Source organism: Pseudomonas sp. FG1 (assembly GCF_034313875.1).
In the GTDB taxonomy this organism is placed as follows: domain Bacteria; phylum Pseudomonadota; class Gammaproteobacteria; order Pseudomonadales; family Pseudomonadaceae; genus Aquipseudomonas; species Aquipseudomonas veronii.
The window spans coordinates 4,975,308-4,988,789 of the sequence record NZ_JAVIWP010000001.1 but is presented as its reverse complement, the minus strand read 5'-3'; the positions used below and the strand labels follow the sequence as shown (position 1 = coordinate 4,988,789).

The window sequence follows — 13,482 nt, the reverse complement described above, 5'->3', positions numbered from 1 at the left end:
GCAATGACCGGTGTTCACACGTCTGCGCAACAGGGTTTTTCGACCCAGGCCGTCACTTACGCCCAGGGCCGACCGAACTATCCGCGGCAACTCACGGGCTGGCTGGCTGACGTACTGCGCATCGACGCGCAGTCGACGGTGATCGACCTGGGCGCCGGCACCGGCAAGTTCACGCGCCTGCTGAACGCCCTGGCGCCGACGCTGATTGCCGTCGAACCCGTGCAGGCGATGGCTGCGCAATTGGCCAGGTTGTTGCCGGATGTGCGCTTGGTCAACGGCACCGCTGAATCCATCCCCCTGGCGTCCGCCTGCGCCGATGCGCTGGTCTGCGCCCAGTCCTTCCACTGGTTCTCCACCCAGGCCGCGTTGGCCGAAATTCACCGCGTGCTCAAGCCCGACGGGCGTCTGGGGCTGGTGTGGAATGTGCGGGATGAATCGGTGGACTGGGTGGCAGCGATCACCGCGATCATCACGCCTTACGAGGGCGATACGCCGCGCTTTCACAGCGGAAAATGGCGCGAGGCGTTCACCGGCGAGTATTTTTCCGCCCCCGAGATGACCTGTTTTCCCTACAACCACGTCGGCAGTCCGCAGGAAGTGATCATGGATCGCTTCCTCTCCGTCAGCTTTATCGCGGCACTGCCCGCCGCTGAAAAAGCCGAGGTCACCGCGCAATTACGCAACCTGATCGCTACTCACCCAGCGTTGAAAGGCCGCGATACCGTGGCCTTTCCCTATCAGACCCAGGCCTACGTTTGCCAGCGACTGACGTAAAAGGCATAAAGTCAGATCATATTGATATAAGTGGTTATAAGAAAAATCGCTATCCTGCGGCCAGAATTTTACAAGGCCGCAGGTAGCTGTGATGGATGTGGGTAACGTTGGTTTCGTAGTTGCAGGCCTGATCGTTGGTTTTATCGTCGGCATGACCGGTGTCGGCGGGGGCTCCTTGATGACCCCGATCCTGCTGTGGTTCGGCATTAACCCGGCCACCGCCGTGGGCACCGACTTGTTGTACGCCGCCATCACCAAGTCCGGTGGGGTGCTGGTGCATGGCAAAAACAAGAACATCGACTGGACCATCACCGGCTGGCTCACCTTGGGCAGCGTGCCCGCCGTGCTGCTGACCCTGTGGTTCCTCGCCAGCCTGCACACCGACCCCAGCGCGATGAACGCCGTGATCAAACAGGCGCTCGGCGTGGTGTTGCTGCTGACCGCCCTGGCGATTCTGTTCAAGCATCGCCTGTTGGCCTTCGCCCAGCGCCATGCCGGCGACGATTACCACATGCACCCGCGCAACCTGAACGCGCTGACGGTGGTCACGGGGGCGGTCCTCGGCGCCATGGTGGCACTGACCTCCATCGGCGCCGGAGCCCTCGGCACCGTGGCGCTGTTTATCCTTTACCCGTTCCTCGCCACGCGGCGCCTGGTCGGCACCGAGATCGCCCACGCCGTACCCCTGACGCTGGTAGCGGGCCTGGGCCACGCCGGCATGGGCAATATGGATTGGCACCTGCTGGGCTTTTTGCTGATGGGGTCGCTGCCGGGTATCTACATCGGTAGCCACATGGCCGGTAAAGTCCCGGACGGCGTGCTGCGCCCGTGCCTGGCGATCATGTTGATGACCATCGGTTATAAGCTGGCTTTCTAAGGTACGCGGTCGCGTATTGCCGCTGCTCACCGCCTCGATCAAGCCGGTGGCTTGAACAATACCACCGCCGCGCGCAGTTTGTTGTTGCCGAACCGGCACATGCGCTCGAACTCTGCGTGGCTGACCGGCAGGTGCTGGCAGTCCAGGGGCTGGCGGTGCTGGCTGTGGTCCACATCCGGGTCGTGCAGGTAGACAAAGTCGTCGTCGCAGTCGGTGACCATCACCCAATGCGGCGACTTGGAGCGGGTCAGCCGATAGCTGCTGATCAGCACCAACGGCTGCCCGCCGTCGCGCAGTACCTTGGGCAGATCCAGCGCGCCGCCGAGTACCTGTTCGACCGTGCTGCCGGCCAACTCTTCCTCGAAGGCGTCATGCACTAAACGCATGACGTCCTTTTTATGCTGATCGCGCACGCCGTCGAGAAACAACGGCCCGCGTACATTCACCTGCATCCGCACACGAAAGCCCCGACGCCAGGCGGCCAGCGCCAGGCCTTGAGGGCTGCAACCGCCATGGCCGGCGGTCATGAACACGGTGGTCGCTTCACGCCAGATTTGCAGTTCTTCGCGGCGTGTGGCGACGCGCTCCGGCACCAACGCGCCCATGGCCATCAGCAGGCAGGCGGCGCCACAGGTGAAGTCGGTGGTTTGCGGGTAATACGGCACACGCTCCACGCGCGCGTCCTGGTGCTGGACGATGCGTTTTTCCAGGCGCAGGGCCGGGGCGTGGTCTTCGTAGTAATCGTTGATCAGCGCAAAGCGCCGGTAGCCGTTGCGTTCATACAGGGCGAGGGCGCCGGGGTTGTCGCTGCGCACTTCGAGGCGCAGGTACGCACAGTCATGCTCCACCGCGCAGGCCTCGATGCGACTCAGCAACTGCTTGCCCAGGCCGAGGCCGCGCGCGTGTTCGGCGATGGCAATCGAGTACAGCCGCGCCAGGGACGTGCCGCGATGGAACAACACCAGCGCATACCCGAGCAATTGGCCGTCCTGTTCGGCCACCAGCAACTCGCCATGGGCGCGGCTGATCATCCAGTGAAAACTGCGCGGCGACAGTCGATCGGTGGTGAAACAGTGCTGTTCCAGTGCCACCAATGTCGGCACATCGCTGGGGCTTGCAACGCGAAAGAAAAGAGCCATATGACCGCCGTAAAAGTTATGTAACGAAACGGGACTTCTCTAAAAGATCGTGCTTAATAGAAAAGGTCGAGTTCTCTAAAGCGGATCAAATATTATGTCGGCGGTACAAAGTCATTGGCGTGAAGTATCCGAGCAAACAGTCGCGGCGACAATAACTTCCAAAGGTTATTTTTCTGCTCCGACCAGAGGCACGAGCCAAGTGGTGATCATTGTCGAACGCAAGGAAGACTGGGCCTCCTACTTCCCCAGCGAAGACATCGTCACGGCCCAGGAATATCTCGAACAAACCCGCGAAAGCGAGACCGGCAAGCGTGTGCAGGTGATCAACCTGTGTCGCGGCTATAAGTACCTGGGGCACGGTTACTACTGCTCACTGTTGGCCGAGGCTCGTGGGCACAAGGTGATTCCATCGGTGCGGACCATCAGTGAACTGACCAAGAAGTCACTGTACGGGCTGGCCCTGGATGATCTGGATAAAACCCTCGATAAAGCCTTGAGTCATCATCTTTACAGCAATACCGAAGGCTTTACGCTGACACTTTATTTTGGCCGAACCAATATTGATCCGTTGCAGGAGTTGGCGCGCCAATTGTTTGAAGCGTTTCCGTGCCCGATCTTGTTAGTTGAATTCAAAAAGAATAACGGCTGGCATATCGAAGGGGTCAAGTCCGGCGTATTGCACAAGCTACGTGATGACCAGGAAGATCAATTCGCCCACGCCCTCGACAACTTCAGCCGCAAGATCTGGCGTCAGCCGCGCTCACGCCGATTGGCCCGCTATGACCTGGCGATCCTGCATGATCCCCAGGAGCAATTGCCGCCGTCCAACGCCAGGGCCCTGGAAAATTTCATCAGGGTCGGCAAGGGTTTGGGTATCGATGTGGAGCTGATCGAGCGCAAGGACTACGCGCGCCTGGCCGAATACGACGCCTTGTTGATCCGCGAGACCACCAGCGTCGACAACCATACCTACCGTTTCGCCAAGAAAGCCGAAAGCGAAGGCCTGGTGGTGATGGACGACCCCGCGTCGATCCTGCGCTGTACCAACAAGGTCTACCTCACCGACCTGCTCAACAGCCATCAACTGGGCATGCCGGCCACCGAGATTCTCTACAAGGAGCGACCGGAAGACTTCGAACGGGTCGGCGAACGCCTCGGCTTCCCGTTGGTGCTGAAAATCCCCGACGGCTGTTTCTCCCGCGGGGTGATCAAGGTCGAAAGCCAGGAGGCCTTGCTCACGGCCACCGCTGAACTGTTCGAGCATTCGGTGTTGCTGCTGGCCCAGGAGTTTTTCTACACCGAGTACGACTGGCGTATCGGCGTACTCAACCGCAAACCGATCTTTGCCTGCCAATACTTCATGTCCAAGGGCCATTGGCAGATCTACAACCACAAGGCCATCGGCCAGGACATCAACGGCGAATGCCGCACCCTGGCGGTCCACGAGGCGCCCAAGGCCGTGGTGGAGCTGGCGGTGAAGACCGCCAATCTGATCGGCGACGGCCTTTACGGCGTGGACCTCAAGCAATCGGGGGACAAGGTGGTGGTGATCGAGGTCAACGACAACCCCAACCTGGATGCCGGTATCGAAGATGCCTACTTGCAGGACGACCTGTATGGCCTGGTGCTGGAGGAATTCGTCCGACGCCTGGAGTTGAAGCGTCAGGGCCAGGTCTGGTGAGTCGCGATGATCCAGCGCTTTGAATTGATCGATGGAAAGTTGCGCAGCGGGGACAGTGACGAGGCCCCGATCATGTTGTTCAGCAACCCTGACCATGCCGAGCGCAACTGGCTGCTTGAGCACCACAAACTGGACGAGCATGCCCTGGCCTCGGCGCTCGACCCGGACGAAGTCTCGCGCATCGAATTTCACCCAGACAACCTGTTTCTGATCTGGAAGCGCCCGGAGAACTACTCCGGCGGGGGCACCCTGGTGTTTGAGGTGTCGTCCTGCGGCCTGCTGTTTTCACCTGGCCGGCTGTTGGTGATCGCCACCGATGAAACCCCGCTGTCCGGGCTCGGCGCCCGCCGTCCGTTGCACACACCGCTGGATGTGCTGCTCGATCTGCTGCTCAACAACATCCACCACTACCTCGGCCACCTCAAGGTGATCAAGCTGGTCGCGCGGGAGTTGCAGCAACAGTTCAACGCGTCCATGAGCAACCATCATCTGATGCAGATGTTCAACCTCAGCGAAAGCCTGATCTATTACATCAACGCGCTGCACAGCAATGGCGCCGTGCTGTCGCGGCTGCGCAACCACGGCGAGAAGGAGCATTTCAGCGCCGAGATTCTCGGCCTGATCGACGACCTGATCATCGAGAACCACCAGTGCTACAAACAGGCGGAGATTTATTCCAACGTGTTCTCCGGGCTGATCGACGCGCGCGGCAACCTGATGAACAACAGCATGAACAACCTGTTGCGCAAGCTGACGTTGATCAATGTGGTGTTTCTGCCGCTCAACCTGATCGCCAGCATTGGCGGCATGTCGGAGTTCAGCATGATGACGGCGGGTACGCCGTGGTGGGTGTCGTACCCGCTGTTTCTGTTAGCGATGGGCCTGGGCGCCGGGTTGATGGTGCTCGGGCTCAAGCGGATGGCAGGCGGTGCGAATGTGATGTGAACCCCCACGTCTGTGGGCGCTGGCTCAGGACGCGGGTTGCAGGGTCAGCACCTCGAACCCGTCCGCCGTCACCGCCACGGTGTGTTCCCACTGGGCCGACAGACTGTTGTCCTTGGTCACCACCGTCCAGCCGTCCTTCAGGCTGCGCACCTTGGCGCTGCCCTGGTTCAGCATTGGCTCGATGGTAAACACCATGCCTTCGCGCAGCTCCAGCCCGGTGCCGGGGCGGCCGAAGTGCAGGATCTGGGGGTCTTCATGCATCTGCCGGCCGATGCCGTGGCCGCAGTATTCGCGTACCACGCTGTAACCATTGGCCTGCGCATGGTGCTGGATCGCATGGCCGATGTCGCCCAGGCGGGCGCCGGGCTTGACCTGGCGGATACCGGCCCACATCGCCTCGAAGGTCATCTCCACCAGGCGGCGTGCCTTCGGCGAGACGGTACCGATCATGTACATCTTGCTCGAGTCGGCGATAAAGCCGCCTTTTTCCAGGGTGATGTCGATGTTGACGATGTCGCCGTCCTTGAGGACTTGCGTGGCGCTGGGCATGCCGTGGCACACCACTTCGTTGACCGAGGTGTTGATGGAGAAGGGGTAGTCGTATTGCCCGAGGCTCGCCGGGCGGGCTTTGAGCTCGTGGCGGATGAAGGCTTCGACGGCGCTGTCCAGCTCCAGGGTGGAGCGTCCGGCGGCGACAAAACCGTCGAGCATGCTGAACACCTGGGCCAGCAGGCGCCCGGATTCGCGCATCACGGCGAGTTGTGCGGCGGTTTTGATCATCAACTGCGCCCCCGGATCAGGTCCGGCTTGTCCAGCAACAGCTTGTTGATCAGCTCGTTGTAGGGCAAATGCGGGTTGAGTTCGGCGAGCAGGCCGATCTTGATCCAGAACTCGGCCTGGGCGTTGATGGAACGGTCCATGGCCGCACTGGCCAGGCGTAGTTGTTCGTGCAGTTGGTCGGTGATCTTGACGATGCCCATGTGCTTCACTGTGTCAGATGAATATACGGATCGTATACGTTTCGTATGTCCATCGTAAAGCCCCGTCAGCGAAATGGCCCCTTGCCATTGACTTGACCGGCCACCGCCGGGTAATTTCGTGACATGACATTTCAAACCCTGCGTTGCCAGCCAATTATTATTACCGCCATTCCTCATTTGGCGGGATAGCGCTCGGCTGCACCCAAACCCGCCCTAGAGGCGGGTTTTGTTTTTCCGTCTCCAGGTGCCCTTACCCAAGCCAGGAGACTCCCATGAGCACTTGCCCCGTCCCATCTACCGCTGTCTCGGGACTGCTTGAGCACTACGTCAAAAAGATCCTCGCCGCGCCGGTCTACGATTTGGCCGTGCGAACCCCCTTGCAGGTCGCCCCGGCGCTGTCGCTGTTGCTCGACAACCAGGTGTTGCTCAAGCGCGAAGATCTGCAACCGACCTTTTCCTTCAAGATCCGTGGCGCCTACAACAAGCTGATGCAACTCAGCGCCGAGCAGAAGGCCTGCGGCGTGATCACCGCATCGGCCGGCAACCATGCGCAAGGCGTAGCGCTGGCGGCGCGGGAATTGGGGATCAAGGCGACGATCGTCATGCCGTGCAGCACGCCGGAGTTGAAGGTGCTGGGTGTGCGCTCGCGAGGGGCGCAAGCGGTGCTGCACGGTGAGAGCTTTCCGTTTGCCCTGGCCCATGCGTTGCAACTGGCCGAAGCCTGCGGTTGTACGTTTGTCTCGCCGTTCGACGATCCGGACGTGATCGCCGGCCAAGGCACGGTGGGCATGGAAATCCTGCGCCAGCAGCAGGGCGCGCTGGACGCGATCTTCGTGCCGGTGGGCGGTGGCGGCCTGATCGGCGGGATCGCCGCCTACGTCAAATACCTGCGGCCCGAGGTACGCATCGTTGGCGTCGAAGCCGAAGGCTCGAGTTGCCTGTTGGCAGCCTTGCGCGCCGGTGAACGCGTGGTGCTGCCCAGTGTGGACGGGTTTGCCGATGGCACGGCAGTGGCGCAGATCGGCGCCTATGGCTTTGAGATCTGCCGGGATTGGGTGGATGACGTCATCACGGTCAGCAACGATGAACTGTGCAGTGCCATCAAGCTGATCTACGACGATACGCGTTCCATCGTCGAGCCGTCCGGCGCCTTGGCCGTGGCGGGCATTCGCCGCTATGTGGGGCAACACCGCGTGCGCGGGCAGACGCTGGTGGCGGTCAACTCAGGGGCCAATATCAACTTTGATAGTTTGCGACATGTTGCTGAAAGAGCCGCAGCACACAGTGCCGGTTAACGCAAAGTCCAGGGTTAAACGTTTAATCGAAGCTGTTCGGCGATGATGTTCGTCGAGTGAATTTGAGTTGAACAAAGTTATACAAGACTGGGTACTGCTTATGAGGAAAGGTTACAACGAGAACGGATTTTGCCGAGTAGGCTTATTGATTGTAAACGTCTTCCAGGGTTGGCAGGACGTGGCGGGTAAGTGCCTGCAAGACTTATAACAATCGATTGGCCGTCTCAAGAAAGGAGAGGTTGACCATGCTTTCGGAATTAGAACTTCGCAGTATCATTGAAGGAAGTTTCCTGCCTAAACGGTGTGAATGCACCAAAGCTGAAGATGCCTCGTTGACGATCAAGGTCTATGACGATCGTGACCGTGACCGGGTGGATCTGGAAGTCAAAGGCATCAATGCTGACAAACTCGACAGCAGTCGAGCCATTTGCAACCTGATCACCGGGTTGCGCGAAGACCTCAAGCAATCGCAGGGGCCTGCACTGCAAAGAGCAGCAGGGCGCGGCCACTACTAGATAGCGAGCGTTGCTTTCACCGATCTGCGGGCCTGGTAAATACCAGGCCCGATGTTGTTGCTACCCGTCAATCCATGCTGAACGCCGCAGCCTGTGATCGTTTGTTCACCCCAACTGTTGCCGATAGGGCAGGTCCGGGCCCGTTTTGCCGCAGGTCATGGCGGCCGCACGGATCGCAAAGCCCAGCATCGCGTCGATCTGGGCGCGGGTCAGTTGCTGCAGGCCCTCGACCGAATCCAGTTGCTGCTCGGTCAGCCAGGCAATCAACGCCGCCTGGAAGGTGTCCCCGGCACCCACGGTATCGGCCATCACCACCTCCACCGCCGGTTGCGACCAGTGCCCGTGCTGGCGGCTGAACACGCTGGCGCCGTTACCGCCGCGAGTGAGGAAGACCAACTGGCAGCGGTGTTGCAACCAGCCCTCAAGCACGCTTTCCGGCGATTGGTCGGGGTAGAGCAGGTGCAGGTCTTCATCGCTGACCTTGATCAGGTCGGCGTACTTGACCAGTTCGGCCACGCGCTCGCGCCACAGCTGGATATCCGGTTGCGGGTTGAGCCGCACGTTGGGGTCGAGGCTGATCAAGCGCTTGCCGCTTTCGCGCTGGACCAGGGCCAGCAGGGTGTCGCCAATCGGTTGCACCACCAGGGAGAACGAACCTACATGCAGCCCGCGAACCTCATCGCCCAGGGTTGGCAGGTGTGCGCGCGTCAATTGGCGGTCGGCGCAGCCTTCGCCGCGAAAGCTGTATTGCGGCGAGCCATCGGCGCCGACGGCGACCATCGCCAGGGTGGTCGGCGCGGCGAATTCCACCAGGAACTGCGGGTTGACGCCTTCGTCCCTGAGCACCTGCAACAAGCGCTGCCCGAGGAAGTCGGTGGACACGCCGCCGAACAGCGCGGCCTCGATGCCGAGCCGGCGTAAACCGACAGCGACGTTGAACGGCGAACCACCGGCAATCGCCTTGTAATTGAGTTTGGAGGCTTGCCCGCTGGGATCGTCCTCGCTGAAAAAATCAAACAGCGCTTCACCGCACACCAGATACATAGTCGTTCGCTCTTAAAGGGTTGCCACGTGTTGCTGATAGCGCTCGTAGGCGTGTTGATAGGCGCTGACATTGTCGGCCACCGGCAGGGTCCGGCTGGCCGGGTCGACGCTCACGCATTTTTCGCACAGGCTGGCCAGGGACTCGCCGGACTGGCTCCACGCCGCCTGGATCGCCGCGCCCAGGGCCGCCGCTTCGCTTTGTTCGGTGCAGATCACTTCGGTGTGCATGATATCGGCAACCATCTGCCGCCACACCGGGCTTTTCGAGCCGCCGCCGATCAGGCGGATGCTCTGGCTGTGCAGGCCGGTCTGGCGCAACAGATCAAGGCCGTAACGCAAGCCGAAGGTGGTGCCCTCGACGACCGCGCGACACAGGTTGGCGCGGGTCAGGTTGGTCATGGTCAAGCCATGCAGGCTGCCGGTGGCGTGGGGCAGGGCGGGTACGCGTTCGCCATTGAGGAACGGCAGCATGCTCACGCCGTCGGCACCGATCGGCGCCTGCTCGACCAGGGCGTTGAAGGCGTCGAGGTCGAGGTCGAACAGTTCGCGAATCACCCCGGTGGCGTTGGTCAGGTTCATCGTGCAGATCAACGGCAACCAGCCGCCGCTGGAGGAACAGAAGGTCGCGACCGACGCCTGGGGGCTGACGTTGGGCTGGTCGGCGAAGGCATACACGGTGCCCGATGAACCCAGGCTCATGGTGATCACGCCGGGGGCGATGTTGCCGGTGCCGATGGCGCCCATCATGTTGTCGCCGCCGCCGCTGGACACGATGGCGTCGGGGTTGATGCCCAGGCGTTCGGCGATGGCCGGCAGGATCGTGCCGACGGCTTGGTCGGCTTCGATCAGCGTCGGCAAGGCTGCCTGCAGGCGGCCGCTGGGGTCGATGTGCTGGAGCAGCGCCACGTCCCAGGTACGGCTGCGCACGTTGAAGTAGCCGGTGCCCGAGGCATCGCCGTATTCCGCGACGGCGCGGCCGGTGAGCCAGTAGTTGAGGTAGTCGTGGGGCAGCAGGATATGCGCGATGCGCGCGAACACCTCGGGGTGCTGCTCGCGGGTCCACAGCAGTTTGGACACGGTGTAGCCCGGCGCGATCGCGACGCCGAGACGCTCCAGCGAAGCGCTTTCGCCCCCCAGGTATTGCAACAGGCGCTCGTTTTCGGCGGCGGTTTCGGTGTCGCACCACAACTTGGCCGGGCGCAGCACCTGGCCGCTGTCATCGAGCAACACCAGGCCGTGTTGCTGGCCGGACACGCCGATGCCGAGGATATCCTGGCCGTCCACGCCGGCCTGTTGCAGGGCGCGGTGGGTGGCTTCGGTAAAGGCGTCCAGCCACTCCTGGGTGTGCTGCTCGCGCCGGCCGTTGGCGCCGCTGATCAGCGTGTGTGCCGCGGCGCCCAGGCCCAGCACCTTGCCGCTGGAGGCGTCGAGGACGATGGCTTTGGTGCCTTGGGTGCCGCAGTCGATGCCGAGGAACAGGTTTTGCTGGGTCATGAGGGTTTGCTCAGCATTGTTGTTGGATTGTAAATGCGCTTCAAATGTGGGAGGGGCTTGCCCCTGATGGCGGTGTTTCAGTGTAAATGTTCTTTACTGACCCACCGCTATCGGGGGCAAGCCCCCTCCCACAGGTTTAAACCGGTTTCTTCAGGAGTTGCTGCAATGTTTTTGTGACGCCGTTGTCGCGCAGGCTCGCATAGCACCGCTCGAACGCTGCCACAAACTCAGCCGACTTGGGAATAGCCGTGCCGAAAATCTCCTCCACGCCGAGCAGGCGCTGACTGATCCGCGCATCGTCACTCACCAGGCCCTGGCAAAACTCGGCGCGCGGGTCGGGAATTTTGTAGGCCGCGCCAGTCTCGTCGACACCCTTGAGGTACAACGCCCACGCGGCCACCACCAACGCTGCGCGCTCGGTCTCGCGCCCATCGGCAATCAGGCGGTTGATCGTCGGCACGGTGAACTTGGGAAACTTCGACGAGCCATCGGAACACACGCGCTCCAACTGGTCGGCAATCGCCTGGTTGGAGAAGCGATCGACCAGGGTCTGCTTGTACTGCGTGAGGTCGATGCCCTGCACCGGCGCCAGGTTCGGCGTGACGTCCAGGTCCATGTAGGCGCGCATGTACGCGACGAACAACGGGTCATTCATGGTCTCGTGAACGAACCGATACCCCTTGAGAAACCCCAGGTAAGTCAGGGCCAGGTGGCTGCCGTTGAGCAGGCCGATCTTCATTTCCTCATAAGGTGTGACGTCATCGGTGAACTGCACGCCGACCTTTTCCCAGGCCGGGCGGCCGTTGACGAAGCGGTCTTCCAGCACCCATTGCACAAACGGCTCACACACCACCGGCCAGGCATCGTCGATGCCGTGCTCATCGTGCAATTGCAGGCGATGCGCGGTACTGGTCATCGGCGTGATGCGGTCGACCATGGCGTTGGGGAACGTCACGTTGGCCTGGATCCAGTCATGCAGTTCGGCGTCGTGCAGGGCGGCGAAGGCCAGCAGGGCCTTGCGCGTGACGGAGCCGTTGTGCGGCAGGTTATCGCAGGACATCACGGTAAATGCCGGCGTGCCGGCGGCGCGACGTTGGGTCAGTGCGGCGCAGATAAAGCCGAACACGGTTTTCGGCGCCTGCGGGTGTGCCAGGTCGTGCTGGATCTGCGGCAGGTGGGCCATGAACTCGCCATTGCTGTCGTCGATGCAGTAGCCGCCTTCGGTGATGGTCAGCGAGACGATGCGGATGTGCGGGCTGGCCAGTTTGTCGATCAGCCCCTGGGCGCCGTCCTCGGCCAGCAGCATGTCGCTGATCGAGCCGATCACGCGCACTTCGGTGTCGTCGCTGTCGCCCAGTTCATACAGGGTGAACAGGTAGTCCTGGCCGGCCAGGTCGTCGCGGGCCTTGCGGTCCTCGCTGCGCAGGCCGATGCCGCAAATGCTCCAGTCCAGACCCTCGCCGGTATTCATCAGCGCATCGGTGTAATACGCCTGATGCGCGCGGTGGAAACCGCCGACGCCGATATGGGCGATGCCCTGGCGGGTATCGGCAATGGCGTAAGTCGGGATTTTCACTTCCGGCGCCAATTGGGTGAGGTTGTGTTTATTCAGTTTCATCATAACTCTCGCGAAATCAGGCGGCGGCGCGCAGTGGGCGGGTGACGGCCACGCCGTCGGTGTCGAACAGGTGGCAGTGCGCCGGGTCCAGGTGCAGGTGCAGCGTCTCGCCATACTGGCTGGCCATGTCGCCGCGAATCCGCATGGTCAGCGGCTCGCCGTTGGCGGTGATGACGTGGCAGAAGGTGTCGCTGCCCAGGCGCTCGCCGACGTCGGCGGTGACGGTCAGGCCGGCCTGGCCCGGTGCGGCGATCTCCAGGTGTTCCGGGCGAATGCCCAGGGTCACCGCGCTGCCCACGCTCAAGGTGGCGCCGCTCAGCGGCAGGCTGATCAGGCTGCCGGCGTCCAGTTGCACGTCGCAGCCCTGGCCCTCGACCCGCGTGACCTTGCCCTTGAGGAAGCCCATTTTCGGCGTGCCGAGAAAGCCCGCGACAAACAGGTTGGCCGGCTGGTGATACAGCTCCAGTGGCGAACCGACCTGCTCGATGCGGCCGCTGTTGAGCACCACCACTTTGTCGGCCAGGGTCATGGCTTCGACCTGATCGTGGGTCACATAGATCATGGTCGCTTGCAGCTCTTTATGCAGGCGCGCCAGTTCCAGGCGCATCTGCACACGCAGCGCGGCGTCGAGGTTGGACAGTGGTTCGTCGAACAGGAAAATCTTCGGGTTGCGCACAATCGCCCGGCCGATCGCCACGCGCTGGCGTTGGCCGCCGGACAGCTGCTTGGGCTTGCGCTCCAGCAGTGGGCCCAGTTCGAGGATGCGCGCCGCTTCGCTGACTTTGCTCTCCACCAGCTTTTTGTCGACGCCGGCCAGGTCGAGGGCAAACGACATGTTCTTGCGCACGCTCATGTGCGGGTACAGCGCGTAGGTCTGGAACACCATCGCCAGGTCGCGCTTGGCCGGGGTGACTTCGGTGATGTCGCGGCCATCGAGCTCGATGGTGCCTTCGCTGACTTCTTCCAGGCCGGCGATCAGCCGCAGCAGCGTGGATTTACCGCAACCCGACGGGCCAACGAAGACCACGAACTCCTTGTCGTTCACTTCCAGGTCGATGCCCTTGATGATGGAAAAGCCTTCGAAGCCTTTTTGCAGATTCTTGATTTTCAGGTTGGCCAT

General features: G+C 61.7%; 13 protein-coding genes. 6 read left to right on the top strand and 7 right to left on the bottom strand.

The window, feature by feature from the left end; genetic code table 11:
- Positions 1 to 3: 3 nt before the first annotated feature.
- Positions 4 to 774, top strand: coding sequence for a class I SAM-dependent methyltransferase (locus RGV59_RS22720; RefSeq protein ID WP_017848417.1), 771 nt, complete (start codon positions 4 to 6; stop codon positions 772 to 774).
- A gap of 91 nt (positions 775 to 865) precedes the next feature.
- Positions 866 to 1,651, top strand: a complete 786-nt coding sequence (locus tag RGV59_RS22715) for a sulfite exporter TauE/SafE family protein (RefSeq protein WP_017848418.1) — start codon at positions 866 to 868, stop codon at positions 1,649 to 1,651.
- A 38-nt stretch (positions 1,652 to 1,689) separates the two neighbouring features.
- Here the strand turns inward: RGV59_RS22715 and RGV59_RS22710 are convergent, their stop codons facing one another.
- On the bottom strand, positions 1,690 to 2,790 hold the full coding sequence (locus RGV59_RS22710; RefSeq protein WP_126586462.1) for a GNAT family N-acetyltransferase/peptidase C39 family protein: 1,101 nt from the start codon (positions 2,788 to 2,790) through the stop codon (positions 1,690 to 1,692).
- A 94-nt stretch (positions 2,791 to 2,884) separates the two neighbouring features.
- On the opposite strand from RGV59_RS22710, the gene RGV59_RS22705 reads away from it, so the two are divergent.
- Both RGV59_RS22705 and RGV59_RS22700 read left to right on the top strand, forming a co-directional pair.
- Positions 2,885 to 4,471: a RimK family protein gene (locus tag RGV59_RS22705; protein ID WP_126586460.1), complete on the top strand. Its 1,587-nt coding sequence runs from the start codon at positions 2,885 to 2,887 to the stop codon at positions 4,469 to 4,471.
- 6 nt (positions 4,472 to 4,477) lie between these two features.
- Entirely contained in the window at positions 4,478 to 5,416 is a 939-nt protein-coding gene (locus RGV59_RS22700) for a magnesium transporter CorA family protein (protein WP_046483671.1), read from the top strand.
- Between the two features lie 24 nt (positions 5,417 to 5,440).
- On the opposite strand, the gene map is transcribed toward RGV59_RS22700, so the two are convergent.
- Both map and RGV59_RS22690 read right to left on the bottom strand, forming a co-directional pair.
- The gene (gene map / locus RGV59_RS22695) at positions 5,441 to 6,196 is read right to left on the bottom strand and encodes a type I methionyl aminopeptidase (protein ID WP_126586458.1); all 756 of its coding nucleotides are present in this window, start codon (positions 6,194 to 6,196) and stop codon (positions 5,441 to 5,443) included.
- Positions 6,196 to 6,396 (bottom strand): ParD-like family protein, encoded by a 201-nt coding sequence (locus tag RGV59_RS22690; protein ID WP_003190946.1) that lies wholly within the window; start codon positions 6,394 to 6,396, stop codon positions 6,196 to 6,198. The genes map and RGV59_RS22690 overlap by 1 nt, the downstream gene beginning before the upstream one ends.
- A 272-nt stretch (positions 6,397 to 6,668) precedes the next feature.
- Between RGV59_RS22690 and ilvA the strand changes: the two genes are divergently transcribed.
- Complete coding sequence (gene ilvA / locus RGV59_RS22685) at positions 6,669 to 7,691, top strand: threonine ammonia-lyase, biosynthetic (protein ID WP_079443655.1); 1,023 nt, start codon at positions 6,669 to 6,671, stop codon at positions 7,689 to 7,691.
- Between the two features lie 245 nt (positions 7,692 to 7,936).
- Positions 7,937 to 8,206 (top strand): DUF1652 domain-containing protein, encoded by a 270-nt coding sequence (locus RGV59_RS22680; protein WP_017848424.1) that lies wholly within the window; start codon positions 7,937 to 7,939, stop codon positions 8,204 to 8,206.
- 105 nt (positions 8,207 to 8,311) lie between these two features.
- On the opposite strand, the gene RGV59_RS22675 is transcribed toward RGV59_RS22680, so the two are convergent.
- The 4 genes from RGV59_RS22675 to RGV59_RS22660 all read right to left on the bottom strand — a co-directional run bounded on the left by RGV59_RS22675 (position 8,312) and on the right by RGV59_RS22660 (position 13,482).
- Positions 8,312 to 9,250, bottom strand: a complete 939-nt coding sequence (locus RGV59_RS22675) for a carbohydrate kinase family protein (RefSeq protein WP_046483665.1) — start codon at positions 9,248 to 9,250, stop codon at positions 8,312 to 8,314.
- A 12-nt stretch (positions 9,251 to 9,262) separates the two neighbouring features.
- Positions 9,263 to 10,744 carry a xylulokinase gene (xylB, locus tag RGV59_RS22670; protein ID WP_046383189.1) on the bottom strand — a complete coding sequence of 494 codons (1,482 nt, stop codon included), beginning with the start codon at positions 10,742 to 10,744 and terminating at the stop codon, positions 9,263 to 9,265.
- Between the two features lie 136 nt (positions 10,745 to 10,880).
- Positions 10,881 to 12,362, bottom strand: coding sequence for a mannitol dehydrogenase family protein (locus tag RGV59_RS22665; RefSeq protein ID WP_126586456.1), 1,482 nt, complete (start codon positions 12,360 to 12,362; stop codon positions 10,881 to 10,883).
- Between the two features lie 16 nt (positions 12,363 to 12,378).
- Positions 12,379 to 13,482 carry an ABC transporter ATP-binding protein gene (locus RGV59_RS22660; protein ID WP_046383191.1) on the bottom strand — a complete coding sequence of 368 codons (1,104 nt, stop codon included), beginning with the start codon at positions 13,480 to 13,482 and terminating at the stop codon, positions 12,379 to 12,381.